Genomic DNA, 26,814 nt, shown 5'->3' on the forward strand with positions numbered 1-26,814 from the left:
GCCGGTTAGCATCGTCGCCGGGACCGCCAGCGCAACCTTTCCTTAAAATCGATCCGCCAGGGTTGCAGCAACGTGCAATTGCGTAACGGGGTGGATCCGCATTGTGACGTGGACTTGGAAAGGCCTGCGGGCCGACAGACATGCTGCGCTGGTTTTGATGGTGGTCGGCCTTGTCGCCGTCCTTGCGTCGATCCTGCTGTCGCACCTGGAGCTCGGCGCCGAGGCCCTGAAACTCTGCCTGCAGATAGCGGTCGCGATGATCGCGGCGTCGCTTTTCCTCACCGCCCTGTTCGTTCGCCAGATCGTCGAGGACCGCCGGCAGATCGGCGAGAGCGAACAGCGGTTCCGCCGCGCCATGGAGGATTCGGCGATCGGCGTCGCCATCGTCGGCCTCGACGGCCGCATCCTGCAGACCAATCCGGCTTTCGCCACCATGCTTGGCTATAGCCGGGAGGAAATCGAGGCGCTGACCTTCTTCCAGATCACGCATCCCGACGACCTGCAGATCGGCAGGGAAACGATGATCAGCCTGAAGGAGGGCAAGATCGACGCCTTCCACTTCGAGAAGCGTTACCTGCGGAAGGACGGGACGCCGGTTTGGGCGCAGCTTGCCGGCTCGGTCATCCGCGACGAAGACAACGGCCGCCCGCTCTACCTGGTTTCACAGATTGAGGACATCGACGCCCGCAAGCAGTCCGAGGCCCGCATCGCGGAAGCCGAAACGCGCTGGAACTTTGCACTGGCCAGCGCTGGTCAGGGCGTCTGGGATCTCGACATGCGCAAGGGCGGCACGACCTACTCCGGTACCTGGGTGAAGATGCTCGGCTATGCAGATGGCGAACTGGACGGCGACCCCGACCGTTGGCTGACGATGATCCATCCCGACGACCGCGAGCTCGTCGCCGAGGCCGACCGCGCCCACCTCGCCGGCGAGACGCCGTTTTTCGAAGCCGAGTTCAGAATGCGCCACAAGGACGGGCACTGGGTCTGGATCCTCGACCGCGGCAAGGCCATCGAGCGTGACGCCGTCGGGCGGCTGATCAGGGCCATTGGCAGCCTGACCGACATCACTCAGCGCAAGGAGGCCGAAGCGCGCCTCATCGTCTCGGCGGCGATGCTGGCCGACGAGAAGGAACGGCTGCGCGTCACCCTGCAGTCGATCGGCGATGCCGTGATCTGCACGGATGCCGCAAACCGCGTCACCTTCATGAATCCGGTGGCCGAAAAGCTGACCGGCGTCACCAGCGGCGAGGCGCTCGGCAAGACGCTCGGTCATGTCTACTGGGCGGTAGACGAAGAGACCGGGCAGAGGATCGGCGTGGCACGGGCTTCGACCGGCGGCACAGCTCCCGCCGAGCAGAACAGTCGCGCCGTGCTGGTCCGCCGCGACGACACGCGCTGCAGCATCCGTCAGGTCGTGTCGCCGATCATGAACGAGCGAGCTGAATTCTGCGGACTGGTCATCGTCTTCCAGGATTTTACCGATGCGCGCGCCCTGCAGCGCCAACTCGCCTATGCCGCCGCCCATGACGCGCTCACCGGTCTCGCCAACCGTTCGAGCTTCATCCGCACGATGGAGGAACTGGTCGATCGGAGCGGCAAGGCCGACGCGGCCGACACGACAGGGCCGGTCGGCGGCACGACGAACTCGGCCGGCGATACGACAGGGTCGATCGGGGAGCATCAGTTCATGTTTGTCGACCTCGACCACTTCAAGCTGGTCAACGACACCGGCGGCCATGCCGCGGGCGATGCCCTGTTGAAGCGGGTCGCCGAGGCGATCCGTGGCGTGCTTGGACCTGAAGACATCGTCGCCCGCCTCGGAGGCGACGAGTTCGCCGTCATCCTGAGGTCGGGCTCGGCCGCCAGCGGCATGATTGCGGCACGATCCATCATCGATGCGATCCGCGGCCTGAATTTCACCTGGGACGGACGACCGCATTCGATCGGCGCCAGCATCGGCCTGGCTCCGATCCGCGCCGGCTGTGGCGAAGTGGATGAGATCATCGCACGGGCCGATGCTGCCTGTTACGCGGCCAAGGCCGCCGGACGGGGCTGCGTTTCAGCGGCGCCGGATGAGGACATCAAAGGCGCCGACACGGCGCCGCCCAAGCCGCTTGCCGCGGCCTCCTGAAGCAGGCCTTGCTAGGTCTGTGAGCTGCCGCGCCGAAGTCTTCGGATTCTAGCGCGTCGGAACCGGATGCTCGCCGCGATAGTCGTAGAAGCCGCGCCCGGTCTTGCGGCCGAGCCAGCCGGCTTCGACATATTTCACCAGCAGCGGGCAGGGGCGGTATTTCGAATCCGACAGGCCGTCATGCAGCACCTGCATGATCGACAGGCAGGTGTCCAGGCCGATGAAATCGGCAAGCTGCAGCGGCCCCATCGGGTGGTTGGCGCCGAGCTTCATGGCGGTGTCGATGGCGTCGACCGAGCCGACGCCCTCGTAGAGCGTGTAGATCGCCTCGTTGATCATCGGCAGCAGAATGCGGTTGACGATGAAGGCCGGAAAATCCTCCGAGACGGTGATCGTCTTGTCGAGCTGCTTCACATAGGCCTTGGCCGCCTCGAAGGTCTGGTCCTCGGTGGCGATGCCGCGCACCAGCTCGACCAGCTTCATCACCGGCACCGGGTTCATGAAATGTATGCCGATGAAGCGCTCGGGACGATCGGTCTGCGCGGCAAGCCGGGTGATCGAGATCGACGAGGTGTTGGTCGCCAGGATCGCCTCGGGATTGAGCTGCGGGCAGAGCTGGGCATAGATCTTGCGCTTGACTGTCTCGTCCTCGGTCGCTGCCTCGATCACCAGGTCGGCGCCGGCAAGATCGGCCATGGCGGGTGCAGCAGAAATGCGCGCCATCGCTTCGTTGCGCAGCTTTTCCTCGAGCTTGCCCGAGCCGACCTGACGGGCCATGTTGCCGCTGACGGTGGCGATGCCCTTCTCGATGCGCTCGAGCGAGATGTCGTAGATCAGCACCTTGTAGCCGGAAAGCGCAGAGACATGGGCGATACCGCCGCCCATCTGGCCCGCGCCGATGATGCCGATCGTCTCGATCTTGCTCATTACACCGATCCCGTCGAAGAAAGGCCTTTGCGGCCTGCTTTTTGTGCGGTGCAAACTAAAAGGGCGGGGCAGCTTCGTCTACCCCACCCTTCACAATTTAATACGGTTCGGCAGATAGCGTCAAAGCGCCTTTTGCAGTTCCGGCAGAATGACGAAGAGATCACCGACGAGACCGTAGTCGGCAACCTGGAAAATCGGCGCCTCCTCGTCCTTGTTGATGGCGACGATGACCTTGGAATCCTTCATGCCGGCAAGGTGCTGGATGGCGCCGGAGATGCCGACGGCGATGTAGAGATCGGGGGCCACCACCTTGCCAGTCTGACCGACCTGCCAGTCGTTCGGCGCATAGCCGGCGTCGACGGCGGCGCGGGACGCGCCGACGGCCGCGCCGAGCTTGTCGGCGACCGGTAGGATGACCTCCTGGAACTTTTCCGACGAACCCAGCGCACGGCCGCCCGAGATGATGATCTTGGCCGAGGTCAGCTCCGGACGGTCGGTCTCGGAGAGCTTGTTCTCGACAAAGGAGGACAGGCCGGGATTGGCGGCGGCCTTGACGGTCTCGACCGCGGCCGAGCCACCCTCGGGCGCTGCCTGGAAGGAGGCGGTGCGCACCGTGATGACCTTCTTGGCGTCGCTCGACTGCACCGTCTGGATGGCGTTGCCGGCATAGATCGGCCGCTTGAAGGTGTCGGGCGACACCACTTCGATGATCTCCGACACCTGCGCGACGTCGAGCAGGGCGGCCACGCGCGGTGCGACATTCTTGCCCGACGAGGTCGCCGGGGCGATGATCGTGTCATAGGCGCCGGCCAGTGAGACGATCAGCGCCGCCATCGGTTCGGCGAGGCGCTCGGTCAGTTCGTCGGCATCGGCCAGCAGCACCTTGGTCACGCCCTTGAGCTTGGCGGCGGCATCTGCCGCCGGCTTGGCGCCCTTGCCGGCAACCAGGACGTGGACGTCCGAACCGATCTGCAGGGCTGCCGACAGCGCCTTGGCGGTCTGGTCGGAAAGCGTTGCGTTGTCGTGTTCGGCGATGAGGAGAATGGTCATTTTCTTGGTTCCTTTCCCGATCGCTTACAGCACGCCGGCTTCGTTCTTGAGCTTGTCGACCAGTTCGGCGACGCTCTTGACCTTGACGCCCGCCTTGCGGCCGCCCGGTTCCTCGGTCTTGAGTACTTTCAGCCGCGGCTTGACGTCGGCGCCGTAGTCGGCCGGGCTCTTTTCGTCGAGCGGCTTCTTCTTGGCCTTCATGATATTGGGCAGTGAGGCATAGCGCGGCTGGTTGAGGCGAAGGTCGGCCGTCACGATCGCCGGCATCTTCAGTTCCACCGTCTGCAGGCCGCCGTCGACTTCGCGCGTCACCTTGGCCTTGTCGCCCTCGACAACAACCTTGGAAGCAAAAGTGCCCTGCGCCCAGCCGAGCAGTGCGGCCAGCATCTGGCCGGTCTGGTTGGAATCGTCGTCGATTGCCTGCTTGCCGAGGATCACCAGGCCGGGCTGTTCTGCTTCGACCACGCCCTTCAGCACCTTGGCGACGCCGAGCGGCTCGGTCTGCTCGTCGGTCTTGACGAGGATGGCGCGGTCAGCGCCCATGGCGAGCGCGGTGCGCAAGGTTTCCTGTGCCTGCTGCGGGCCGATCGAGACGACGATGATCTCTTCGGCCTTGCCGGCTTCCTTCAGCCGGATGGCCTCTTCGACCGCGATCTCGTCGAACGGGTTCATTGCCATCTTGACGTTGGCAAGCTCAACCGCCGAACCGTCGGCCTTGACGCGCACCTTGACGTTCGCATCCACAACCCGCTTCACGGGCACAAGGATCTTCATTTCCTGTCACCTCTTTCAAGAATATTTGGGCGCGCTATAGCAGCGCGCGCCCTTTCTGAGTTGTCGAAAGCCGACATTCCGGACGGAATCCTGCTCTTCAAACGCCTAATGGTGGCGCTTCCGTAGTTGCGACAACCCGGCGCGTCAATATGCGTGACGCAGTCAAATCGGTTCAGTTCGGACTGGAAGCGCCGCCACGGCCCCATTGCGGCGCCGGCTGGGCTGCATGCGGATCGCTGGCGACCCGCTCGGCAGCAACAGGCGCTTGATCGGCTTCCGCCGCAGGTTCACCGTCGGCGCCGGCAAGCAGCGGCACACCGCGGCGGCGCAGCACCAGCACCAGCACCGCGCCGGCGATGATGCCGCCAATATGGCAGGCCCAGGAGACCTGGTCCTCGCCGCCGGCGGCGAACATGACGATCTGGAAGACGATCCACAGGATGAGCGGGATAAAGGCCGGAATGCGCAGCGGGATGCGGGCGAAGGCGAGAACCCACACCTTCACCCTGGGATAGAGGATCAGATAGGCGGCAACGACGCCGGCGATGGCGCCGGACGCACCGATCAGCGGCACCTGCGAATCCCACGCCACCAGGCCCTGGAAGAAGGCGCCGGCAGCGGCGCAAAGCAGGTAGAAGATGAGGTAGCGGATATGGCCGAGCGCGTCCTCGACATTGTCGCCGAACACCCACAGGAACAGCATGTTGCCGCCGAGATGGAAGATGTCGGCATGCAGGAAGGCATAGGTGAGGTAGCTCAGGCTCTCCGGAATGACGACGAATTCAGGGGAGAGTTCAACCTTGTCGTGAACGACCGAAGGAATGAAGCCGAGGCCGAGCACGGCAGCGTTCTTGAAGTTTTCGCCGCCGATCGAGGTGATGAGAAAGACCAGCGCGTTAACCGCGATCAGGCCGATCGTCACATATTGCAGCCGGATGTGCCGCAGCCTGTTGGTGTCGTAAAGCGGGATGAACATGAGGTTTGACTTGCCCCTTCCGCTTCGGTCGATTTCAGCGGTTCTTGCCCGGCACCCATAACACGTCGGCGTTTCCGTTGTCATTGACCGCGCGTGCGGCGACGAACAGAAAGTCCGAGACGCGATTGATGTATTTGATCGCCTCGCGGTTGACGTGCTCGCGCGGATCCTGTGCCAGTGCCACCATAATGCGCTCGGCCCGCCGCGCCACCGTGCGGGCGAGGTGAAGGGCGGCGGCCGCCGGCGTGCCGCCGTTCAGGACGAAGGATTTGAGCGGCTGAAGGTCCTTGTTGAGGAGGTCGATGTCCTTTTCGACGCGGTCGGTCTGCGAGGCGATGATGCGCAGCGGCTCGTAGCCAAGCGGCTTGCCGTCGTCCGGCACGGAGAGATCGGCGCCGAGATCGAAAAGGTCGTTCTGGATGCGGGACAGCATCGCGTCGATCGCCTGATGGCCGGCAGCGGTGTGGATGCGGGCCATGCCGATGCAGGCATTGGCTTCGTCGACCGTGCCGTAGGCGTCGACGCGCAGGTCGGACTTCAGCCGCCGCTCGCCCGTACCGAGGCCGGTGGTGCCGTCGTCGCCGGTGCGGGTGTAGATCTTGTTGAGCTTGACCACGCTCTGCCTCCCGGAAAGCTCACTTGCGGGTGAAATACACCGCCAGCAGGATCAGCACCAATGCCACGAACTGCAACAGCACGCGCGCCTGCATCAGCTTGTTCGAGGTCATGCCGTCGCCGCCACGCATCATGTTGATGAGGCCGCGGACCAGCACGATCACCACGGCGACCATGACGAGGACGGCGAGCACATTGAAGACGGTTGCCATAGTCTGTTCCCAGTTCGATTGCGTTCAGGCGCGTTTGGCAAGCAAGCGGTAGAGCATTGATGCCGGCAGTATGCGTTTGAGGATCACGCCGATTCTGGCCGGCACTGTTACCACATAGTGCGGTCGCGGGCGCCGCGACAGAAGCGCATGGCGCAAGGCCGTATGGACCACCTCCGGCCCGGGTTTCAGCCCTGATACGCTGCCGCCGGCCCGCAGCCGTGCCAGCTGCGACTGATAGTCGGCGCGGTGAACCGAGTTCTCGTGGTCTATATTCTTGAGGAACCAGAACAACGCATTGCTGGCGATCTTCGAGGTCACTGGTCCCGGCTCGATGAGCGAGACGTGTATGCCGCTGCCCGCGAGTTCCTGGTGCAGGCAGAGCATCAGCCCTTCGAGCGCATGCTTGGAGGCGGAATAGGCGCCGCGAAAGCGCACCGGCGTCAGCCCGAGGATCGAGGAGCAGTGCACGATGCGGCCATGGCCCTGGCCGCGCATCACCGGCACGATGCGGCGCGTCAAATCGTGCCAGCCGAAGAGATTGGCCTCGAACTGTTCTCTCAACGCCGCGACCGGCAGATCCTCCACGGCGCCCGGCTGGGCATAGGCGCCGTTGTTGAACAGCGCATCGAGCCGCCCGCCGGTGCGTTCCAGCACCGAGGCGACCAGCGCTTCGATGGAGCCGGGCTCGCGATAGTCGAGATAGAAGGTCTCGATGCCGTCGGCCTCGAGCGCGGCGATGTCGGCTGGCTTGCGCGCCGTCGCGAACACCCGCCAGCCTTCCGCCTTGAGCGTCCGGGCGCAATAGGCGCCTATTCCGGAAGACGCACCGGTGACGATGATGGTGCGCAATTCTCTCGCGGCGGGATTAGCGGTTTGACCAAGGGTTGCCATTTGCCGCATTCCCTTCCCATATTCGCGGCGTCGAGACAATCGAAGGGAACGCGGGACTTGTTGCGGAAAATCGTCGTCCTGCGCCGCGTGCTCTATGACGCGATCGGTCATTTCAACACCGACGACGGCTGGGCGATGGCCAGCCATCTGGCGATCACATCGCTGATGGCGCTGTTCCCGTTCCTGATTTTCGCCACGACCCTGGCGAGCTTTCTCGGCGCGCAGGCCTTTTCCGACACGGCCGTGCACCTGGTCTTCGACACCTGGCCCGAACAAATCGCCAAGCCGATCGCGCGCGAGGTGCTCAACGTGCTCACCGTCCGCCGCACCGACTTGTTGACCTACGGCGTGCTGCTTGCCGCCTATTTTGCGTCGAACGGGATCGAGGCGCTGCGCACCTCGCTCAACCGGGCCTATCGCGTGTCAGAGACACGCGGCATCATCTATCGCCGGGTGCAGAGCATCATCTTCGTGCTGATCGCCACGGCGTGCTTCCTGGTGATCAGCGTGCTCCTGGTGTTCGCGCCGCTGCTGGCGCGGCTTGCCGAAGCGCATATCGAAGGGATCAAGCCCTATATGGGCACGATCACCCTATGGCGTTACGTCATCGCCTCGACCGTCATTGTTGGCGGGCTGTTCGCGGTGCATTTCTGGCTGCCGGCGGGCAAGCGCCGCTTCCTTTCGATCGTGCCCGGCATCATCTTCACACTGGTCGCCTGGCTTGCCGGCTCGACCATCTTCGCCACCTATCTCGATCATTTCTCGTCCTATGTGACGACCTATGCCGGCCTCGCGTCGATCATGATCGCGGTGGTCTTCCTCTACATGCTCTCGGCGATCTTCATCCTCGGCGGCGAGCTCAACGCCGCGATCAGCCGCTATCTCGAGGCGCGCGCGAGAGTTGGTTGAAGCATGATCATGTTCCGAAAACCGGGTTCCACTTTTCGGGATCATGCTTTGGTCGGCTGATTCCTGGTTGGCTGGGCGGTGGCAAGGCCGACGCCCAGTGTGGCAATGGCCATGCCGGTTATCTGGACCAGGTTGAGCTGTTCGCCGAACAGCGCCCAGGCGATGACCGCGGTGACGGCGGGAACGAGGTAGAACAGCGAAGCGACCTTCGACATCTCGCCGTCGCGGATCATCACCATCAGAAGGAAGATGGCGCCGATCGACAGCACCAGCACCAGCCAAGCCATGGCGAAGATCAGCTCTCCATTAATGGTGACGGTGCGAGTCTCGAAGGCGAACGAGGCGAGCGCCATCAGCGCGGCGCCGCCGACATATTGCCACATCGTCGCCGCCACCAGGTCGCCACCGGAGGCGAAGCGCTTCTGCCAGATCGTGCCGGCGCTCATGCCAAGCACCGAGATGAGCGAGGCGGTCAGCGTCGCTGCCGTTACGCCGCCGCCGAGCGCTCCGAGCTTCGGCCACAGCACGATGACGACGCCGGCAAGGCCGACGGCGAGACCCGCCCAATGGCGCGGCAGGATCGCCTCGCCGAGAAACCGGCCGGCAAGCACTGCCGTGACCAGCGGCTGCAGACCTACGATCAGGGCAGAGAAGCCGGCCGGCATGCCTCTGTGGATCGCCCAGAACACGGCGCCGAGATAGACGCCGTGCATCAGCACGCCGGCGCCCATCGCATGCAGCGCTTCCGCCCGGGTGGCTCCTTTGGAGCCGAGCATGACTGTCAAGCCGCCCAGCAGGATGGCGGCCAGGACGAAGCGCACGGCCAGGAAGGTGAACGGCTCGGCCCAGGGCATGGCATAGCGCGCACCGATGAAGCCGGTTGCCCACAGGACGACAAAGGAGGCGGGGATGAACCGCTTGATGCTGTGCATTTTTCCGGGAGCCGTCCGTGAACCGGGTGGAGACGTATTCGATGAAGAACCGACTACGGCGATTGCTCTAATGCCGTTTAATCCGGCAAGCAAAATGAAACGATTGATCCATAAGCTCATTAGAATTCAACAAACGGCGTCAGGACAATCGTTTCAATCGGTTGATCCCAGGGGCATGGCGGCTCGGTCGCCATGGGTAGTCATGCTTTTGAATCTCGACACCAGCTGGCTGCTGATGACGGTCGCGACGGTGGCCGTTTTCGGCTTCTTCTTCGGCACAGCGCTCGACGCTATCATGCGCGACGACGGCTTCGGTTCGACCGGCAACACGCTGCTGTTCACGCTCGGCTTTTTCGTCGCGGTGATGGTTGCCAACGAGCATGGCATCAGCCTGCGGGATCTCAAACTCGCGATCGCCTGGGGCCTGGGCGGCGCCTTCGCCTTCATCAGCACGATGGCGTTCATCAAAGCCGGGCTGGCCCGCTGGTAGCGTTTCTGCCGTTCAGGTGATGCCGACCAGCCGCCTGACGTCGTCCGGCGAGACGCCCGCCTGCCTGAGCGCGGCAAGGCCGGTATCGCCAAAACTCTTCGACAGCTTGCGCCCGTCCGGGCCTGGGATCAGGCGATGATGGAAGTATCCCGGCTGCGGCAGGCCAAGCATGTCCTGAAGCAGGCGTTGCACGCCGGTCGCTGAAAACAGATCCTGGCCGCGCACGACATGGCTGATGCCTTGCAGGGCGTCGTCGACGACGACGGCCAGGTGATAGCTGGTCGGGATGTCGCGGCGCGCCAAGATCACGTCACCCCAGTCCTGCGGCCGGGCTTCGACCTGTCTGGTGCCGGAAAGCGTCTCGTCGGTGAATTCGGTCCATGACAGATCACCCGAGGCGCGCGCCATCGCCGTGTCCATGTCCAGCCGCCAGGCAAAGGGCATGTTCTCGGCGATCCGCCGCTGGCGTTCCCTTACCGGCACCGCCTTGTCCACTGGGGGATAGAGCGGCACGCCGTCCGGGTCGCGCGGCCAGTCGCGGCCGCGTTTTTCGCTGCCGGCGATGAAGGCGCGGATCTCACTTCTGCTCATGAAGGCCGGATAGACAAGCTCTTCGGCAATCAGCCGGTCGAGCACCGTCCGGTATTCGGCGAAATGGTCAGACTGGCGGCGTACCGGTTCTTCCCAGTCGAGCCCGAGCCATTTCAGGTCGTGAAGGACGCCGGCTTCGAACTCCGGCGTGCAGCGTGTGATGTCGATGTCCTCGATGCGTAGCAGCAGGCGCCCGCCGGCCGCGGCCGCCAGTCTCTGGTTGAGCAGCGCCGAATAGGCGTGGCCGAGATGCAATTGCCCGTTCGGGCTCGGCGCAAAGCGGAATGTCAGCAGCGTCATCTCTCAGGCGGCTTGTCGGTTGTCAGGCGCTTTCGCCGATTGCTACCTTGCGCCCGGCCCAGGCGGAAGGGAACATGCAACGCATCGCCAATCTCGACGACATCGCGCAAGGGCTCGACGCGCTCTGCCGCATCGACCCGCGGCTTGAAAAGGTGCGCGGCATGGCCGGGGAGGTACCGCTCAGGCTTTCGGAGCCGGGGTTCAGGAGCCTTGCCTCGATCATCGTCTCGCAGCAAGTGTCCCGCGCCAGCGCCGATGCGATTTTCGGGCGGCTGACGACGCTGCTCGATCCGCTGACGCCGCAGGCGATCCTTGGCGCCGGCGAAGACGTCTTTCGCGAGGCCGGGCTGTCGCGGCCGAAGCAGCGCGGCCTGATTGCCGTGGCAACAGCCGTGGCCGATGGGCTTGACCTCAACCATCTCTGTTTGCTCGACGCCCCCGAGGCGATCGCGGCGATGACGGCGGTGTCGGGCATCGGCCCGTGGACGGCGGAAGTCTATCTGCTGTTCGCCGCCGGCCACCCCGACATCTTCCCCGCGCGTGACGTTGCGCTGCAGAGCGCCGTCGGCCACGCGCTCGGCATCGACCCGCGTCCGCCGGAGAAAACGCTTATCCGGCTCGCCGAATCATGGAGCCCGTGGCGAGGTGTCGCGTCGCGACTTTTCTGGGCCTATTACCGCGAATTGAAGGGCAGGGACGCTGCACCCCCCGCGTGAATCCACAAAAAAGCCTGAAAATCAGGCGCTTTTGACGTTTCTGGCGAGCGACAATCCGCTTCACATCCCTGTCATGTCGGGCTTACAGTATCCCGGCCGATCGGTTCGCGAGACAAGGAGGTCAACGCGTGACGATTGCCGTATCTCCGGATGGGCTTCCAGCGCTGGTGCTGAATGCGGACTACCGTCCGCTCAGCTATTACCCGCTGTCGCTCTGGTCATGGCAAGACGCCATCAAGGCGGTGTTCCTCGACAGGGTGAACATCGTCGCCGAGTACGAGCACGCCGTGTCGTCGCCGACCTTCTCGATGAAGCTGCCCAGCGTCGTCAGCCTGAAGGCCTATGTGAAGCCATCGAGGCATCCGGCCTTCACCCGCTTCAACGTCTTCCTGCGCGATCGTTTCCAGTGCCAGTATTGCGGCACGCCGGAGGACCTGACCTTCGATCATGTCATCCCGCGCCATCGCGGCGGGGCGACGACGTGGGAGAATGTCGTCGCCGCCTGCTCGCCCTGCAACCTCAGGAAGGGCGGCATGATGCCGGCGCACGCCAAGATGTGGCCGCTGCAGAAACCTTTTCAGCCGACGGTGCACGACCTGCACAACAACGGCCGCCTGTTCCCGCCCAACCATCTGCATGAAAGCTGGATGGATTATCTCTACTGGGATGTCGAACTCGAACCTTGAGATCGTCCGATAATTCGGGAGGCTGGCCGCCTGAAGCGATTTTCTGCGCTTCCGGTGCTCACGGACTTGAATGTCCGCTCCGCTCCGGTTCTCGAAAATCACTTCATGCGGCTCAGCCTGCCGAATTCTTGAACGATCTCGCGTCGGGCTCAGCAGTTCAGTCGCGGGCGAAGGCGCTGCGGAAGGCGACGGCGGCCAGGATGAAGCTGGCGATGGCGTTCCAGCCGGCCAGCGACAGGCCGAGGATGCGCAATGCCGCCTTGTCGCAGGACGGCGGCACGAATTTGTCGAGCGCATCGAGCACGCCCTTGCCGCCGGTGTCGACCGGGCCGGCACCGGCGGTACAATCGGCCGGGCCTTGCCACCATGCCCATTCGACGCCGGAGTGATAGACGCCGAGATAGAGGCCGTAGAGCATCAACAGTCCGCCGATGGCGAGCAGCCCGCGCGTTACCCAGGCGGGCGCGCCCAGCACCGAGCCAAGCGCCGCCAGCAGCATCAGCGGTGCGCCGATGTAATAGGGCGTGCGCTGCTCCAGGCAGAGATGGCAGGGGATGTAGCCGCCTATGTACTGGAAGGCGAGCGCCGAGCCGACGGTGGCAGCCATGACGACAGCAAGGAAAAGTGCGGCCCGCGTGCGCTGGCGTCCGGTATCGGCATTCATGGTCGCTGTCATCGATGGTGGTCCGTCTGCTTCGTCGCTTAGAGCGGTTCATCGTTTCACGGAAACGCCGTACCGCTCTATCTGTTTGTCTTGACGCAATTCCGGACGGAAAACCGCTGCGCACTTTTCCTGGAATTGCTCTAGTGAGCGTATCTGACCGCGATATAGAGCAAAATCAGGGCGGCGGCGGCGGCGCTGGCAATCAGGCCGAGACGCTTTTCGATGAACTCGCGGATCGTTTCGCCATAGCGGCGCAACAGCCAGGCCAGCAGCAGGAAGCGAGCGCCGCGCGCGACGATCGCCAGCGCGATGAACAACAGCAGGTTGACGCCGATGACGCCGGAGAGAATCGTCACCACCTTGATCGGCGGCAGATGGGCGGCGCCCGAGGTGACCAGCATCAGGATGATGAAACCGATACCGGACGAGGTGCGCAGCGCCTCGAACTCGTCGTATTTGCCGTAGAATTCGAGAATGGGCTTGGCCACCGCTTCATAGGCATAGTGGCCGATGAACCAGCCGGCGATGCCGCCCAGAACCGAAGCGGCGGTGGCGATCAGTGCATAGCGGTAGGCGCGGTCGGGCCGCGACAAGGCCATCGGCAGATAGAGCACGTCGGCCGGTACCAGGAACACCGAGCTTTCGACGAAGGCGATGAAGGCCAGCCACCATTCGGCGGATTTCCGCGCCGCCAGCGACAAGGTCCAGTCGTAAAGTCCGCGAAGCATCGGCTCTCCTAATGCACGTCGCCCAAAAGTGCGCAGCGGTTTTGGGGAAGCGACGTGCATGAAAACAAAGACCAGAAGCACGCCGCATCCATCTCCTGGACGCGAGGCGCTCCAACGCGCCGTCTGTCTAGAAAGATTTTCCGCGCTGCACAATGGCTGAAGCTTCACGAAACAGAAAGGTGAGGTTTGGTCGCGGGCAGCCCGAAAACGAGAAAAGCGGCACCGCCGGATGACGATGCCGCTTGCATTGTTTCGGTGGAGTGTGGTCCGGACGCTGCCCTTTACTCAGCCGGAACAGGGCTGAGGCCGGTATCGCCCAGCGGACGCTGCTTGTCCTGCCTGCGCGCCGATGCGCGGGCAACCACTCCGGCGCGATTGACCGACTTGCGCTCGGCATCGATGCGGCGGATCAGAATCTCTGCCCACTCGATCGAACCGAGAAGGGCCAGGATCGTGCCGCGTTCGGCAGCACCCGCATTCGGCCCAAGAGCCAGGGTCCGCGCACGCAGTTCCTCGACCTCCGGGAAGCTGACATGGCCTGCCGGCATTTGCGGCCCGGAAATACCATAGGTGGGCAGGATCTCACGCAGCGAGGCATCGAGCTTGTTCAATGCGGTCTCGACAATGGCTTGCGCCGGATTGCTGAACGTCTCGCGTTTGACGCGTCGAGCCACCTGATGCATCGATTCCGTCAAGGCGGCCGTGAAGTCCGCTTCCTCGATCAGGCTGGCGATCAGGTCGAGCTGTTCATAGGGCAAGTCTTCCTTCATCAGCGAAGCGGTGTAGGAGCGGATGTCGCGGCTGAGGATATCGGTTGCGAGATAGTGCTCGCCCGGATCGGCCGGCGCTTTCTTGGAGCCGCGCGCGATATCGAGGAACATCGCGCCGGCCTCGAGGTGGCGGGCCGTCTCCTGCTGGACAGCGGGAATGGCCCTGGCGAAATCGCTGGCCAGCTTGCGGTCGAGGAATTTCGGCGTCGAGAAATCCTCGGCGTCCTCGGCATCCGTGTGGCCGACACGCGATAGCACCCGCTCGAACACACCGATGAACGGGAACAGCAACAGCGTGTTGAAGACGTTGAAGAAGGTCGAGTAGAGGCCAACCGCCACCGGCACCAGGGGGAAGGTCTCCTTGCCGTCGACGATCACCGGAACGGCCGGATCGCCGCCGAAGAACTGCATGGCCCAACCCAGCACCTGGATGGAGACGAAGAACAGCGGGATGGTGATGCACACGCCGATGATGTTGAACGATATGTGCGCGTAAGCGGTCCGCTTGGCGTTCTTCGAAAGATTGAGCGAAGCCATCCACGAGGTGACCGTGGTGCCGAGATCGGCGCCGAGCGAGAAGGCGACGGCGGTGGTCCAGTCGAGAATGCCGGCAGCACCCAGGCCCATCACGATGCCGATCGTTGCCGAGGACGAGTGGATCATCGCGGTCACGCCGGCGGCGATGAACACGCATTTCAGCAGGTTGAGGTAGGAATCGGCCTTGAGGGTCTGCAGCAGCGACATGACTTCGGGCAGGTTGCGAAGCGGGCGCAGGCCGCCGGTCATCAGGTTCAGGCCGTAGAAGATCAGCGCGAAGCCCATGCAGGCGAGCGCGATGTTCTTGATCTTCTCGCTGTTGGCGAAGCAGTAGACCAGCGCCGATATGCCCGCGAGAATCAATCCGAGCGGGCCAAGCGGCAGCGCAATCAGCCCGTTGCCGAGCGTGGTGCCGATATTGGCGCCCATGATGACGCTGATCGCCGGCCGCAATGCAATGACACCGGCATTGACCAGGCCGACGACCATGACGCTCATCGCGGTCGACGACTGGATCACGCCCGTGATCAGTGTTCCCGCCAGCACGCCTTTGATGGGCGTTCCGGCTGCCTTGGCAAGGAAGTCGCGCATCCGGTTGACCGAGAGCGCCTGGATGCCGTTGGCCATGAAATCCAGACCGAGCATGAAGATGCCCAGCCCGCCGATCACCGGAACGAGGATGTCCTTGAAGATATCTATGTCCATTTCACGCTATCCCCAACAAGTCGCCACTGCGACGCGGCACGAAGTTCAGTTGCTGCCCGAAACGCTTGGCGTCGAACCGCCAGGCTCTTCGTTCATCCTCAGTTTGCGAGAGGCGGTTGCCCGGCCCAGTACCGCTCGACCTGGTCGACGAGCGCCTTCGGCAACGGCACGTAGCCGAGCGCTGCGGCGTCGCTGGCGCCGGGCTCGGCGAAGGCCAGCCTGAAAAGGTCGTGGACGCGGCGGTAGCGGTGTTCCGAACGCCCCGAAACCTGGACCACCGCGAACACCGCCGTACTGATCGGATAGGCGGCCTCTCCCCCACGATCGGTCAGGGAAGCGAAGAAATCGCTCGTTTCCTCCCAAGCGACGGATGCGGCCGCCGCTTGCACGCCCTCGGGACCTGGTCTGACGAAATTGCCGGATCTGTTGGCGACCGCCGCGACGGGCAGGCCGGCGCGAAGCGCCTGGCCATATTCGGCATAGGCGATGGCGCCCTTGGTCGCGGCCACGGCGCGAATGAGAGCCTGCGTGCCTTCGGCGCCGGTTCCAAGCGGCCATGCGATCAGCGTGTCGGCGCCGAACCTGGTCTTCCATGCCTCGCTGCCGGACGACAGGAACTCGGTGAAGACATGGGTCGAGCCCGAACCGTCTTGCCGGTGGAAGACGCTGATGGCGAGGTCAGGAAGGGCAATGCCGGGATTGAGCGCCTGGATGGCGGGATCGGACCACGTCTTGATCACTCCAAGATAGATGTCGGCGAGGACCGGACCGGAAAGGCGCAAGCCACCTTCCGGCAAGCCGTCCAGATTGGTGACCACCGCGATGCCGCCCATGACGATCGGAAATTGTTTCTGGCCGTTCCTGGCGAGATCGGCCGGCGGCACCGGAACATCGGTGGCGGCGAAATCCAGTTCGGGCTGCTTGAGCCGCATAAGGCCGGCAAGCGAGCCGACCGGCTCATAGTCGACGGTCCAGTCGAGCGTGAAGAAATCGCCGCCATCGGCGCGCGCATTCTTGTAGGCCTTCGCCCATTTGGCGATGATCGGTGCGGCCAGCGTCGATCCCGCACCGCGAATGGGCTCAGCCTGGGCAGCGGAACCGGCTGTGATGGCCAAGGAAACACCAAGAGCGACGACGCCCGCCAACCCGGTGACCATCGACCATGCACGGCGGAGTGACGCAATACTTGTGCGACGTCCTGAAAACATCTTTGTATCCCGCTTGTATTTCCGAAACAGGCAACTGCGAATATCGGCGGAAGAGTCAGCAACTCATGCGACCGGCGCGACAAAAAGCGCCGACCAAAGAAGACGAGATCACTCCTGTTTCTTATTAACTCTTCTTAACGATTGGATGACAGCGGCCCGCGCGGCCTGATATTTCAGGCGCCTTTCCAATCAGGGCGAATTGACCGCCAGCCAGGAGAATTGTCCGGGCCGCTATTTGCATGTCGCCCAAAAGTGCGCAGCGGTTTTGGGGCAACGACATGCATAAAAACAAAGGACCAAAGCGCGTCGACTGAATCCGTTTCAACGCGACGCGCTCTTGGAGACCGCATCGCCTCGACATGCAGGTGTCCGTCAGCGGCACGCCTTTGGAAGATCTCACGGATTTTTGCGAACCGGAGGTCAACGCGGCAAAGCCGGACCTGGCTCCGGATCATGCGCCAGCGTGCGGCAGTCGAGAATTGGCCAGTTGACGAACAGGCCTCCAACCGTATAGTCCGCGCCCATCCAGGCCGCCCGGCCTGAGCCCCTATGGCGGAATTGGTAGACGCGCTCGACTCAAAATCGAGTTCCGCAAGGAGTGCTGGTTCGATCCCGGCTAGGGGCACCATTTTTTCACGCAGAGCCTCGAAAGCCAGGGACGCACAATTCCTGTTCCCCGAATGCTGCTGGTCCCGAGGTTGAGTCGAACTCTTCGCGGGGGTGTCGTGCCGAGATGAACCCACAGAAGCGGGGCCTCGCCCCGCCTCTGCCGTCAACTGGACCCGCGAGCCACTACATCACATCGGTCCCGGCACCATCTTGGTCGGCTTCTCCGGCATGGGGAATGCGTAGTTGTCGCATTTCACCTCCGGGTGCGTCGGGCTGAACATTCCGGCCGGGTTGTCCTTGAACAGCCAGGCGTGGAGGTCGTAGTGGTGGAACTCCTTCGGAATGAGCGGATAGTGCCCCTCCATCGGGCCCATGAATTTCTGTCCGAAGAGCTCCGGCGGCGCCTTGGTGTCGGGCGTCAGGGGCACGAGCCACTCGACGCCGACCAGGCGCAACTCGTTACCGACCGGCTCGTAGATCAGAACATTGGGGCGCATCGGATCGACTGTCGGGCCGATGCTGGGGACATTAACGAAATGAATGCCCATGGCGCCCTTTGGGTAGTCCATCGTTCCGGGGATCTTCTCGCCGCTGTAGGAGACGCATCCGACCGTCGACAGATAGAGGTCGCGTATGGCGGCCGTGTAGTCCTCATACTTGGCCAACGATTGCTTCAGGGCGTCGATCTCGGCCTTGTTGGGTTCTGCGGCATGAGCTGCGGCCGCGCCTAGACATGCGCCGATGAGACCTATCGAGACGAGGATCCCGCGACGCCCAAGACTAACTATTTTCGTCATGCACTCCTCCCAGATTTTTGATTCTGGCCGTGCAAGACCGAGGCGTAAATGATGCTAACCGCGCGGCCAACTCTATCGCCTCGTCCCCTTGGAACTGTACCGATGCTAGTCCTTCCCACTGCGTGGGAACAGCAACCCTTATGACCTAAGCCAAAAGGCTCGTTGGTCGGAGAAGGCACCCGACAAAGTCGGAGCAGGCCGCGGCGAGCGCTGTTTTATGAGGCAGCAGCTAGCGTGCTACCCGTGCCACCCGCCTTCTTGGGGTCGCTCTAGCGCCGCCCCAGCAGGCTCTTCATGCGGTTGCGCAGCAGGCGCGCCATGTTGCGGGTTTCGCGGTAGAGATGCAACTGCGACGCCGCCTGGCGCACCTGGCGGTCGGCGTCCGGCGAGAGCCCGATCACCAGCGTGCCCATCGGCTTGCGCTCGCTCCACAGCCGGCTCATCACCGGATGATCGGGCACGGCGCAGGAATCGGTCATCACGATGTTGGGGTCGTCGAGATGCTGCCTGGTGACCTCGATCATCAAGAGCGTGCCCGGCGAATAGGCAGATAGCGTCTCGTCATAGGCGGTCTTCCAGGTATAGGCGACGCCGGCCTCGACGAAGACGATCAGGCAGGCGATGGTGCGGCCGTCGAGCGTCAGCGAGTGGATACGGCAGAGATCCTGCTCGGCCAGCCGGTGCACGGCCTCGCGGGCGAAGGCGGCGCGGAAGCGGTCGATCGCCATGGCCGTGCGCTCGCGGCCCTTCCAGCCGGCCACCTCCAGCGTCAGGAAGCTTTCGATGGCGTGGCGGATCTCGTCGGGTCCGCGCGCCACGACGTGCTCGAGCTTGCCGAGGTCGGCAAGGCGCCGCTTCAGGCGGCGGAATTCGCGATGGTGATGCGCGCGCAGCGATGCCTTGAGATACGCCTCACCTTCCGCCTCGCTTTCGAGCGCCGGGCGTTCCAGTCTGCCCGTGGTGACCATCGTCAGGCTGCGCGTCTCGGCAACCGAGGCGAGCAGGCTGGCCACCGGGCCGTCGAGCCGGATGTCGGGCAGCACAAAGACCTTCGGCAGCTTGAGATGTGGCCGCGACAGCATCGAGAAGAAATCCTCGATGACGCCGACCGGGTCGTCGCGGTCGACCAGCGGCGTGCCGATCGGACCGAACGGGCTCGACCAGGTGCGCATCACGGGGACGCCGAGCGGGATCGCCGGCCGCTCGACCGAGAACGGCACCAGGAGGCGCAGCCGGTTGCGGTACTCGTCGCCGTCGCGGATCACGGCGAGGCGTACTTCACGGTCTTCAAGCCTTGGCATCGCCGGGGCGAGGAAGCGCGGGTTGAAGAAGACGTTGGGTTCGATCGTGCGGGTGCACAGATAGTCCAGCTCCTCGACCAGGTCGAAGCCGGCAGAGGCCGGGTAGATGGCGAGCTTGCGCTCGGGCCGGTTGTTGGCGAGGATCTCGATATGGGCGGGATCGGCCTCGCGTGCCAGGCCGGCAAGGCCGGACACCATGGCGCCGGCCGGGCCACCGCTGGTTTCCTCGAGCAACGGGACGGCGGCCATCAGGCGTCTCTCCTGGCGGGCACGAAGATGGCCATGACGATACCGAGCTTGCGCCAGACGGTGAAGGACAGCGCGCCGGCCTCGAAGATCATGGCGAAACTGGTGGCGATCGCCGCGCCCCACAGGCCGAAATGCGGGATCAGCAGCACATTGAGGCCGATGTTGAAGGCCAGCGTCATGGCATAGACGGCGGCGCAGATGTTCTGGTTGCCGCTCATGGTCAAAAGGCTCTCGCAGGGGCCGACCGCGGCCCGCGCCACGACGCCGAACACCAGCAGGAACAGCAGCGGATAGCCGGCGGTGAATTCGGGACCGAACAGCACCAGCATCGGCTGTCCCAGCGCCAACACCAGGAGCGCCATCACCAGCGAGGGCCAGAACGTCCACGACACCGTCTCGCGGGCGAAGGCGGCAAGCTTTTCCGGCTCGCCATGGGTGAACTGGGCGTAGCGCTGGGCAACGCCGGCCTTGACGGCGAAATAGACGAAATGCACCAGCGCCAGTGTCTTGACGGTGGCGAAATAGACGGCAACGTCATTGGGGTCGAGATAGGCGCCGACCATCAGCACATCGGCATTGGTGAGCAGGAAGAAGAAGCTCTCGACCAGGAAGATCGGCAGCGAGACGACGAACCACTGCCCAAAATGCACCTTCATCGGCCCGGTCGGGATAATCCGTTCCATGCGCGAGGTGACGCCGATCAGCTGACCGAGCGTGGTGACATAAGTCGCGGCGATCGAGGCGAAGATGGCGGTCCTGGCGTCGGGTGCGTAGCCCAACGCCAGCATCAGCGCCATGAACGCCAGGATCAGCACCGGCCGCACCAGATAGGTCGGCGAGAGCGCAAACAGCGCCCATGAGTTGGCGCGCGACAGCCCTTGCAGCAAGTCGCCCATCGCGATCATCGGCAGGCAGAAGACGCCGAGGATGAAGGGCACGACATAGTAGTTCTGCAGCCATGCCGATCCCAGCCAGACGCCGAGGGCGCCCAGCCCCGCGATGAGCGTTGATGCGATCAGCACGAACAGGCGGCTCGCCACGACGATGCCGCGCAATTCGGCCAGCATGCCGCGCTCACGGTATTCGGGAATGAAGCGGATGACCGAGGTGTGGAAGCCGAGGCAGGCGAGGTTGCCGACGATGACCATCGTCACCCAGACGAGGACGAAGATGCCGTATTCGAACGAACCAATCCAGCGCGCCATCAGCACCTGGCTGACGAAGGCGATGACGGCACTGATGATGCGGATGGAAAAGGCGATGACCGACATGCGCCCGGCCTCGCCGCGCTCGTCGGCGGTGAACAGCACGGCGTCGATCCGGTCAAGCAACGGCACCATGCGCAGCGCCACACGCTGCGGCAAAAACCGCTCGGCTGTCGTGGCCGCGGAAAAGCGCACCCCGATCACACTCCGTTTTCCGCCTCTTTTTCTGCATTTCGCTCTATCCGAAACACCTTAAGAAACGGTTGGGTGAGCCGCCGGTGCGCGGATGACGAATGGCGAGCGAACGCCGGGGAGTTGCCGAAGGCAACGGGCCCCCGGCCGGGAGGCGGTCCGTATCGCATGGCGTCACCGCGCCTTACGATCAACCTTTGACAACTGAGAATGTACGGCCCTAATGCCACGGCGTGGAGGGGACATGAGCCAGCTCTTAATTCAGCAGTATCTTAACGAGATTGACAGAAAGAAGCCGCGCAGTTCGAGTTCGAGGCCGAAATGGTGCGGCTGAAGGCGGCGTAGAAACGAATAGGCCGACGCCCCTGGCCAAGGCTCGTTCAGCAAAAAGCAGTGAACCACCCAGGAAGAAAATAAGAAACCCGCCTTGGCGGCGGGTCGTCGGCGCAAATCAGCGCCATACTCAAAACTATAGCATAGTTGCCGTCACAACACCACAGGAAATGGAAACGCGGGGCCTCGGCATGCCGCGCATCTGACCATCTCGCCAAGGACGGTCGATCATCATGTCTCGGCGGTGCTGGACAAGCTGGAGCCGTCTCGCGCGGCGAGGCAACGGCCGCCGTGCGAGCGTCAGGGCTGCTGTAACGCCGGTTTTCCTGGTCGGAAAAAATCGCCAGGGCCGGCGCCGCCCCTCATCCGCCCTTCGGGCACCTTCTCCCCGTATAGGGACGGGGAGAAGGAATAAGGTGCGCTACGCGAACGCCCCATGGCAGTGCTTGTATTTCTTGCCGGAGCCGCAGGGGCAGGCTTCGTTGCGGCCGACCTTGCCCCAGCTCGCGGGGTTGTTCGGGTCGCGGTTTTCGGGAGCGACGATGGCGTTGCTCTCCTGACGGACCAGAAGTGCGGTCTCGCCGCCTTCAAAGTCGTCATCGCCGGTCGTGCCGTCGATATGGCTGCCGAACATGTCGGGTGCTTCCGGAGGCGGAGCTTCCGCCGCCTGGCGCACCAGTTCGACGCGCATCAGCTGCGCGGTGACGGCCTGGCGCAGATTGCCCAGCATCGCCTGGAACAGCTCGAACGCCTCGCCCTTGTACTCCTGCAGCGGGTCGCGCTGGGCGTAGCCGCGGAAGCCGACGACCGAGCGCAGATGGTCGAGATTGACGATGTGCTCGCGCCACAGATGGTCGAGCGTCTGCAGCACCACCGAACGCTCGACATAGGCCATCACGTCGGGGCCGAAACGCTCGGCGCGCTCCTTGGCGGCAGCGTCGGCGGCCTGGGTGACGCGCTCGCGGATGTCGTCCTCGGCAATGCCTTCTTCCTTTACCCAGTCCTCGACCGGCAGGTCGAGGTTGAGGAATTCGGCCACCTCGGCCTTGAGGCCGGCGACGTTCCATTGCTCGGCATAGGCGTTTTCGGGAATGTTCTTGGCGACGATCTCTTCGATGACGCCTTCGCGCATCTCGGCGATGGTCTCGGACAGGCCCTCGCCGTCCATCAGTTCGATGCGCTGCTCGAACACTACCTTGCGCTGGTCGTTCGAGACGTCGTCATATTTCAAGAGGTTCTTGCGGATGTCGAAGTTGCGCGCCTCGACCTTCTTCTGCGCCTTTTCCAGCGCCTTGTTGATCCACGGATGGATGATCGCCTCGTCTTCCTTGAGGCCGAGCTTCTGCAGCATGCCGTCCATGCGCTCGGAACCGAAGATGCGCATCAGATCGTCCTGCAGCGACAGGAAGAACTTCGAGCGGCCGGGGTCGCCCTGGCGGCCGGAACGACCGCGCAGCTGGTTGTCGATGCGGCGCGATTCATGGCGCTCGGTGGCCAGAACGTAGAGGCCGCCGGCGGCAAGCGCCTTTTCCTTCAGCCTGGCGATGTCGTCGCGGATTTCCTTTTCCTTGGCCTCGCGCTCCGGACCTTCAGGCATGTCGCCGAGTTCCTCGGCAATGCGCATCTCGGCATTGCCGCCGAGCTGGATGTCGGTGCCGCGGCCGGCCATGTTGGTGGCGATGGTGATGACGCCGGGCTTGCCGGCCTGGGCGACGATGGCCGCCTCGCGCTCGTGGTGGCGGGCGTTCAGCACCTCGAAGTCCTTGAAGCCTTCCTTGCGCAGGCGTTCGGCCAGCTGCTCGGATTTTTCAATCGAGGTGGTGCCGACCAGCGTCGGCTGGCCCTTGGCGCTCGCCTCGCGGATCTCCTTGACGATCGCCTTGTATTTTTCCTCGACGGTCCGATAGACCTCGTCGTCCTCATCCCTGCGGATGACCGGCAAATTGGTCGGGATCTCGGTCACTTCGAGATTGTAGATGTTGCCGAATTCCTCGGCCTCGGTCAGCGCCGTGCCGGTCATGCCGGCAAGCTTCTTGTAGAGGCGGAAATAGTTCTGGAAGGTGACGGAGGCCAGCGTCTGGTTCTCCGGCTGGATCGCCACATGTTCCTTGGCTTCGAGCGCCTGGTGCAGGCCTTCCGAATAGCGGCGGCCCGGCATCATGCGGCCGGTGAACTCGTCGATGATGACGATCTCGCCGTTGCGCACGATGTAGTCCTTGTCCCTCTGGAACAGCCGGTGTGCCTTCAGCGCATTGTTGACGTGGTGGACAATGGCGACGTTCTCGACGTCGTAGAGTGACTCGCCCTTCAACAGGCCGGCCGCGCGCAGCAGGTTCTCCAGCTTCTCGGTGCCGTCCTCGGTGAAGATCGAGGTCTTCTGCTTCTCGTCGATCTCGTAGTCTTCCGGGCCGAGCTGGAGCATGTAGGCGTCGATGGTGTTGTACATCTCCGAACGGTCCTCGAGCGGACCGGAAATGATCAGCGGCGTACGCGCCTCGTCGACCAGGATGGAATCGACCTCGTCGACGATCGCGTAGCTATGGCCGCGCTGCACCATCTGGGCGCGCTCGTACTTCATGTTGTCGCGCAGATAGTCGAAGCCGAGCTCGTTGTTGGTGGCGTAGGTGACGTCGGCGGCGTAGGCGACGCGGCGCTCCTCGTCGGAGAGGCCATGGACGATGACGCCGACCGTCAGGCCGAGGAATTTGTAGACCCGGCCCATCCACTCGGAGTCGCGGGTGGCGAGGTAGTCGTTGACCGTGACGACGTGGACGCCGTTGCCGGCCAGCGCATTGAGATAAACGGGCAGCGTCGCGACCAGGGTCTTGCCCTCGCCGGTGCGCATCTCGGCGATGCCGCCATTGTGCAACACCATGCCGCCGATCAGCTGCACGTCGAACGGGCGCATGCCGAGCACACGGCGCGCGGCCTCGCGCACCGTGGCGAAGGCCGGGATCAAGAGATCATCGAGGGAGGCGCCGTTGGCGATGTCCTGGCGGAATTTCTCCGTGCGGCCCCTGAGATCGGCATCGGAGAGCGCCCGCATCTCGTTTTCCATGGCGCTGATCGCCTCGACGCGCGGCCGTGTCGACTTGACGCGGCGATCGTTGGAGGAGCCGAAAACCTTACGGGCGAGACCGCCGAGACTGACCATCCAATGGCCCTTTCGATAGCATTCTTAATCGTTGCGACGGGTGCCGGCCGGCCCCATCAATTCCGCGTGAAACGCGGACAAACGCAAAAAGCGCCCGGAAAACGGTTCTGGACGCAAAGTCGTTGGACAGATAAGAGGGGGCTCAACTGATGTCAACGCCGCGCTCGTCCTGCGGACCGCGCCAAATTCCGCCACAATCTGGCTGATCTGCAAGCCATTTTGCTCAAGCAACCCCATCGGCAATCCCCATCGGAGTTAACTTAATGTCCCTATCGTTCCGCCGTGCGTCGCTCGCCAGCTTTGGCCTGGCTTTCGGCCTGTCGGCTCTGTCGCTGCCGCCCCTGATGGCGCAGGAAGCCGCCCCCGTCCAGCCGGCAACCCCGGCCCCGGCGGCAGCACCCGTCGACCCCAACACGGTGGTCGCCACCGTCAACGGCCAGACGCTGACCGAGGCAGACCTTGGGCTTGCCGAAGGCGAGCTGTCGCAGCAGTTTGCGCAGCTTCCGCCTGAACAGCGCCGTGCGGCGGCCCTTTCGGCAGCCATAGAGATCCGCATCATGGCCGCCCAGGCGGTCACCACCGGCCTCGACAAGGATCCCGATTTCCAGCGCCGCATGGCGTTCCTGCAGCAGCGCGCCCTGCATGGCGAAATGGTCGAGAAGGGCGTCGTCGACAAGGTCACGGACGCCGAGGTGCGCGCCCGCTACGACCAGGAAATCGCCAACACGCCGCCGGTCAATGAGGTGCACGCCCGTCACATCCTCGTGAAGACCAAGGAAGAGGCCGTGGCGATCATCAAGCAGCTCGACGGCGGCGCCGACTTCCAGAAGCTCGCCAACGAGCACACCAGCGATCCGAGCGGCAAGTCCAATGGCGGCGATCTCGGCTGGTTCGGACCTGGCCAGATGGTGCCGGAATTCGACAAGGCGGCATTCGCGCTCGAAGTCGGCAAATACACCAAGGAGCCGGTGCAGTCGCAGTTCGGCTGGCACGTCATCAAGCTCGAGGACAAGCGCACCAAGCAGCCGCCGGCCTTCGAAGAGGTCAAGGACCAGGCCAAGCAGGCCGTCATCCGCGACAAGTACTTTGCGCTGGTCAAGTCGCTGCGCGGCGCCGCCAAGGTCGAGATTCCCGACGCGAACCTGAAAAAGGCCGTCGACACGATGGAAAGCGCCAAGTAAGGCCGAAGAACTTCAAAAGGGGCGCGGCAACCTGGTTGCCGCGCCCCTTTTTTCAATCGGCCGCGGTTTTAGCTAACGGGCGCCCGCTATGCCTTGCGTCAAATAACGGACCGCCTTGCGTATCGTCGGTTCGCCTTCGTCGAGCCGGTTGGTCAGCAGATGCTTCCAGGCATAGGAGGACACCAGGTCGGCGACCAGCGCGGAATCGATATCGGCTGCAACCTCGCCCCTTGCCTTCGCGCGCTCGATTATCTGGCCGGTGTGGGCTGGGCGCCCACCGGCATACTCGGCAAGGGCCACGGCTGCGGCTTCATCCGACTGCGCCTCGGCGACCAGCGATCTGAATACGTTGCCTGACGACGTCTCGCGCCAGTGCCGGAACAGGTTGTTCAGGAAGCCGACGAGGTCCTCCTCGAGATTGCCGGTATCGGGAACGGTAACGCGCTTGCCGCGCTGGTAGACCTCGAGCAGCAAGGCGGCCTTGCTCGGCCACCAGCGGTAGATCGTCGGCTTTCCGGCCCGTGCCCGCCGCGCCACCGCCTCGATCGAGAAGCCGGAATAGCCGGCCTCCGCCAGCACCGCCTCGGCGGCATCGAGAATGGCATCGGCGCTGTCGGGATTGCGCCTGGCACCAATCGATCTGCGCCCCGGATGCGCTTGCTCACTCATCTGCTTTTCCTTGCCGGCAATTTTCGCAGGGGATCATACAAGACCCGCGGCGAAACGAAACGGGCCGTTTCTCGACTGGACAAGGGATAACGCGACGGCTCCTCCCCGCGGGACCGCAGAAGTCGCGGACGCCTATTCATGGCTTCCGAGGTTTCCGAATCGATGCGCTATTGGCCGTCGCGCATGACAAGCCCGAGCCTAACGCGCGCCTTGTCGGTCAGGCGCGGCGCCGATTTGTCCCTCGGCACGTAGGTTCGCGCGGCTCGCAACAGCGGCGAAAACGCCCTTGCGCCGGCGCGTCGTATCGGG

Annotated in this window: 24 protein-coding genes and 1 tRNA gene; 7 read left to right on the top strand and 18 right to left on the bottom strand. The window is 63.7% G+C overall.

All coding sequences use genetic code 11. From position 1 onward, the window contains the following. The first annotated feature begins 157 nt into the window (after positions 1-157). Positions 158-2,134, top strand: coding sequence for a PAS domain S-box protein (locus DH08_RS28020; RefSeq protein WP_192182588.1), 1,977 nt, complete (start codon positions 158-160; stop codon positions 2,132-2,134). 48 nt (positions 2,135-2,182) lie between these two features. Here DH08_RS28020 and DH08_RS28025 read toward each other — a convergent pair whose 3' ends face one another. From DH08_RS28025 to DH08_RS28055, 7 genes are all read right to left on the bottom strand, one after another. Further along, positions 2,183-3,061 (bottom strand): 3-hydroxybutyryl-CoA dehydrogenase, encoded by an 879-nt coding sequence (locus tag DH08_RS28025; protein WP_192182500.1) that lies wholly within the window; start codon positions 3,059-3,061, stop codon positions 2,183-2,185. Positions 3,062-3,181: 120 nt separating this feature from the next. Beyond that, complete coding sequence (locus DH08_RS28030; protein WP_192182501.1) at positions 3,182-4,111, bottom strand: electron transfer flavoprotein subunit alpha/FixB family protein; 930 nt, start codon at positions 4,109-4,111, stop codon at positions 3,182-3,184. A gap of 24 nt (positions 4,112-4,135) precedes the next feature. Continuing rightward, entirely contained in the window at positions 4,136-4,885 is a 750-nt protein-coding gene (locus tag DH08_RS28035; protein WP_192182502.1) for an electron transfer flavoprotein subunit beta/FixA family protein, read from the bottom strand. Between the two features lie 172 nt (positions 4,886-5,057). Next, the gene (locus tag DH08_RS28040) at positions 5,058-5,861 is read right to left on the bottom strand and encodes a rhomboid family intramembrane serine protease (RefSeq protein WP_192182503.1); all 804 of its coding nucleotides are present in this window, start codon (positions 5,859-5,861) and stop codon (positions 5,058-5,060) included. 34 nt (positions 5,862-5,895) lie between these two features. Beyond that, positions 5,896-6,477, bottom strand: coding sequence for a cob(I)yrinic acid a,c-diamide adenosyltransferase (locus DH08_RS28045; RefSeq protein WP_192182504.1), 582 nt, complete (start codon positions 6,475-6,477; stop codon positions 5,896-5,898). A gap of 19 nt (positions 6,478-6,496) precedes the next feature. Beyond that, on the bottom strand, positions 6,497-6,688 hold the full coding sequence (locus DH08_RS28050; RefSeq protein ID WP_006199891.1) for a twin transmembrane helix small protein: 192 nt from the start codon (positions 6,686-6,688) through the stop codon (positions 6,497-6,499). A 24-nt stretch (positions 6,689-6,712) separates the two neighbouring features. Beyond that, positions 6,713-7,579, bottom strand: a complete 867-nt coding sequence (locus DH08_RS28055) for an SDR family oxidoreductase (protein WP_192182505.1) — start codon at positions 7,577-7,579, stop codon at positions 6,713-6,715. Between the two features lie 57 nt (positions 7,580-7,636). Here DH08_RS28055 and DH08_RS28060 point away from each other — a divergent pair, with 57 nt between their 5' ends. Continuing rightward, positions 7,637-8,488, top strand: coding sequence for a YihY/virulence factor BrkB family protein (locus DH08_RS28060; protein WP_192182506.1), 852 nt, complete (start codon positions 7,637-7,639; stop codon positions 8,486-8,488). Between the two features lie 41 nt (positions 8,489-8,529). Here the strand turns inward: DH08_RS28060 and DH08_RS28065 are convergent, their stop codons facing one another. After that, positions 8,530-9,420, bottom strand: a complete 891-nt coding sequence (locus DH08_RS28065; RefSeq protein ID WP_192182507.1) for a DMT family transporter — start codon at positions 9,418-9,420, stop codon at positions 8,530-8,532. Between DH08_RS28065 and DH08_RS36630 the strand changes: the two genes are divergently transcribed. After that, positions 9,398-9,910, top strand: coding sequence for a hypothetical protein (locus DH08_RS36630; protein ID WP_246801016.1), 513 nt, complete (start codon positions 9,398-9,400; stop codon positions 9,908-9,910). The genes DH08_RS28065 and DH08_RS36630 overlap by 23 nt on opposite strands. Positions 9,911-9,922: 12 nt before the next feature. Here DH08_RS36630 and gluQRS read toward each other — a convergent pair whose 3' ends face one another. Further along, positions 9,923-10,801 carry a tRNA glutamyl-Q(34) synthetase GluQRS gene (gluQRS, locus tag DH08_RS28075; RefSeq protein WP_192182508.1) on the bottom strand — a complete coding sequence of 293 codons (879 nt, stop codon included), beginning with the start codon at positions 10,799-10,801 and terminating at the stop codon, positions 9,923-9,925. A gap of 74 nt (positions 10,802-10,875) precedes the next feature. On the opposite strand from gluQRS, the gene DH08_RS28080 reads away from it, so the two are divergent. Together DH08_RS28080 and DH08_RS28085 are read left to right on the top strand one after the other, a co-directional pair. Further along, positions 10,876-11,517, top strand: a complete 642-nt coding sequence (locus DH08_RS28080) for a DNA-3-methyladenine glycosylase family protein (RefSeq protein ID WP_192182509.1) — start codon at positions 10,876-10,878, stop codon at positions 11,515-11,517. Between the two features lie 128 nt (positions 11,518-11,645). Then, entirely contained in the window at positions 11,646-12,203 is a 558-nt protein-coding gene (locus DH08_RS28085) for an HNH endonuclease (RefSeq protein ID WP_006199900.1), read from the top strand. A gap of 157 nt (positions 12,204-12,360) precedes the next feature. On the opposite strand, the gene DH08_RS28090 is transcribed toward DH08_RS28085, so the two are convergent. The 4 genes from DH08_RS28090 to pstS form a co-directional block, all read right to left on the bottom strand. Then, positions 12,361-12,879 (bottom strand): disulfide bond formation protein B, encoded by a 519-nt coding sequence (locus tag DH08_RS28090; RefSeq protein WP_192182510.1) that lies wholly within the window; start codon positions 12,877-12,879, stop codon positions 12,361-12,363. 128 nt (positions 12,880-13,007) lie between these two features. Then, complete coding sequence (locus DH08_RS28095) at positions 13,008-13,595, bottom strand: YqaA family protein (RefSeq protein WP_006199903.1); 588 nt, start codon at positions 13,593-13,595, stop codon at positions 13,008-13,010. A 281-nt stretch (positions 13,596-13,876) separates the two neighbouring features. Next, a complete protein-coding gene (locus DH08_RS28100) occupies positions 13,877-15,607 on the bottom strand; it encodes a Na/Pi cotransporter family protein (protein ID WP_192182511.1) in 1,731 nt (576 codons plus the stop codon). Positions 15,608-15,705: 98 nt separating this feature from the next. Then, on the bottom strand, positions 15,706-16,722 hold the full coding sequence (pstS, locus tag DH08_RS28105) for a phosphate ABC transporter substrate-binding protein PstS (protein WP_246801017.1): 1,017 nt from the start codon (positions 16,720-16,722) through the stop codon (positions 15,706-15,708). Positions 16,723-17,358: 636 nt separating this feature from the next. Here pstS and DH08_RS28110 point away from each other — a divergent pair. Beyond that, a tRNA-Leu gene (locus DH08_RS28110) sits at positions 17,359-17,443 on the top strand. A gap of 169 nt (positions 17,444-17,612) precedes the next feature. Here the strand turns inward: DH08_RS28110 and DH08_RS28115 are convergent. The 4 genes from DH08_RS28115 to secA form a co-directional block, all read right to left on the bottom strand. Further along, positions 17,613-18,221: a hypothetical protein gene (locus DH08_RS28115; RefSeq protein ID WP_192182513.1), complete on the bottom strand. Its 609-nt coding sequence runs from the start codon at positions 18,219-18,221 to the stop codon at positions 17,613-17,615. A gap of 269 nt (positions 18,222-18,490) precedes the next feature. Then, entirely contained in the window at positions 18,491-19,771 is a 1,281-nt protein-coding gene (locus DH08_RS28120) for a GNAT family N-acetyltransferase (RefSeq protein WP_192182514.1), read from the bottom strand. Further along, positions 19,771-21,171 (bottom strand): oligosaccharide flippase family protein, encoded by a 1,401-nt coding sequence (locus tag DH08_RS28125; protein ID WP_192182515.1) that lies wholly within the window; start codon positions 21,169-21,171, stop codon positions 19,771-19,773. Before DH08_RS28125 ends, DH08_RS28120 begins: the two co-directional genes overlap by 1 nt. Positions 21,172-21,922: 751 nt before the next feature. Next, the gene (gene secA, locus DH08_RS28130) at positions 21,923-24,655 is read right to left on the bottom strand and encodes a preprotein translocase subunit SecA (protein WP_192182516.1); all 2,733 of its coding nucleotides are present in this window, start codon (positions 24,653-24,655) and stop codon (positions 21,923-21,925) included. Positions 24,656-24,918: 263 nt separating this feature from the next. On the opposite strand from secA, the gene DH08_RS28135 reads away from it, so the two are divergent. After that, positions 24,919-25,836, top strand: a complete 918-nt coding sequence (locus DH08_RS28135) for a peptidylprolyl isomerase (RefSeq protein ID WP_192182517.1) — start codon at positions 24,919-24,921, stop codon at positions 25,834-25,836. 72 nt (positions 25,837-25,908) lie between these two features. Here DH08_RS28135 and DH08_RS28140 read toward each other — a convergent pair whose 3' ends face one another. Continuing rightward, positions 25,909-26,505 (bottom strand): TetR/AcrR family transcriptional regulator, encoded by a 597-nt coding sequence (locus DH08_RS28140; protein WP_192182518.1) that lies wholly within the window; start codon positions 26,503-26,505, stop codon positions 25,909-25,911. Positions 26,506-26,814 lie beyond the last annotated feature (309 nt).

Source organism: Mesorhizobium amorphae, from assembly GCF_014843845.1.
GTDB classification, from domain to species: Bacteria; Pseudomonadota; Alphaproteobacteria; order Rhizobiales; family Rhizobiaceae; genus Mesorhizobium; species Mesorhizobium amorphae_A.